This is a genomic window from Luteitalea sp. (assembly GCA_009377605.1).
In the GTDB taxonomy this organism is placed as follows: domain Bacteria; phylum Acidobacteriota; class Vicinamibacteria; order Vicinamibacterales; family Vicinamibacteraceae; genus WHTT01.
This window is the reverse complement of the sequence record WHTT01000215.1, coordinates 1-1119: the sequence shown is the minus strand read 5'-3', so window position 1 is coordinate 1119 and position 1119 is coordinate 1. Positions and strand designations below refer to the sequence as shown.

Below are 1119 nucleotides of genomic sequence, written 5' to 3'. Positions count from 1 at the left end.
ACTTAGATATAAAGACAATTCCGCCGAGATTCCACTGTTTACTAAATCAATTTTCTTGCCGCTATCTCACAGGGTTTATGGCGTTGCAGAAGAAACGTTTAACGGTGAACTTTTGAACGAGTTTTTAGGTTGAAAAGAAGCTAGCTAACCGGCGGCTGTTCCGATTTCCGGATATCGATGACGCGCCGGCGCAGCGTAAAAAGACGACCGCCGGCGGCGATACGCTTCCAAACAAGCGACCGCGCGGCATCTTCAAACACCGAGTAAGCCACCGGGGTGACCAGTAGTGTCAGCAGCAGGCAAAGCGATTGTCCGCCGATGACCACGACGGCGACGGCACGGCGTTCCTCGGCGCCCGGCCCCGAACCTAACGCCAGCGGAAGCATTCCCGCTACCAGCGCCATAGTCGTCATCAAAATCGGCCGCAACCGGTCGCGATTGGCGCGCATGATCGCGGACAGTCGCTCCATCCCTTCCTCGCGCAGCCGGTTCATATGATCGATTTGCAAGATCGCGTTCTTCTTGACCACGCCGAACAGCACCAGCATGCCCAGCGCCGAATAAAGATTGAGCGTGTTACCCGTCAGCCACAAGGACAACAGCGCGAACGGCACAGACAGCGGCAGCGACAGAAGAATCGTTGCCGGATGGATGGTGCTTTCGTATTGCGAGGCCAGAATCATGTACATGAAAACGATGGAAAGCAGCAAGGCCCATAAAAATTGGTTGAATGTGCGCTCCAATTCACGCCCGCGGCCGGACACGCTGGTGGTGTATTCGGCGAGCAAATTCATTTGGCGCACCTCTTGATTGAGCGCCTCGAGACGATCGGCGAGCGCAAAACCGGGGGCGACCCCGGCGCGTAGGCTCACCTGGCGTTGACGGTCCAGGCGGTCGATGCGGGATGCGCTCTGGGCCGACTCGACGTGCACCAGGTTATCAAGCCGAACCAGGCCGGCGCCCGCGCGCGGAACGTAGAGGCGGGAAATCGCCCCAACATCTTCTCGATCGTGCCGCGACAAACGTAATTGCACGTCGTATTCCTCATTGACCGCCGGATCGATGAATCGCGATACTTCCTCGTCGCCGCCGACCATCAAACGTAAGGCCGCGGCGATA

General features: G+C 57.6%; 1 protein-coding gene. It reads right to left on the bottom strand.

Translation table 11 applies throughout. The annotated features are described in order from the left end of the window. Positions 1-140 precede the first annotated feature (140 nt). The coding region (locus GEV06_28590; protein ID MPZ21808.1) for an AcrB/AcrD/AcrF family protein at positions 141-1119 on the bottom strand (979 nt) is incomplete at its 5' end.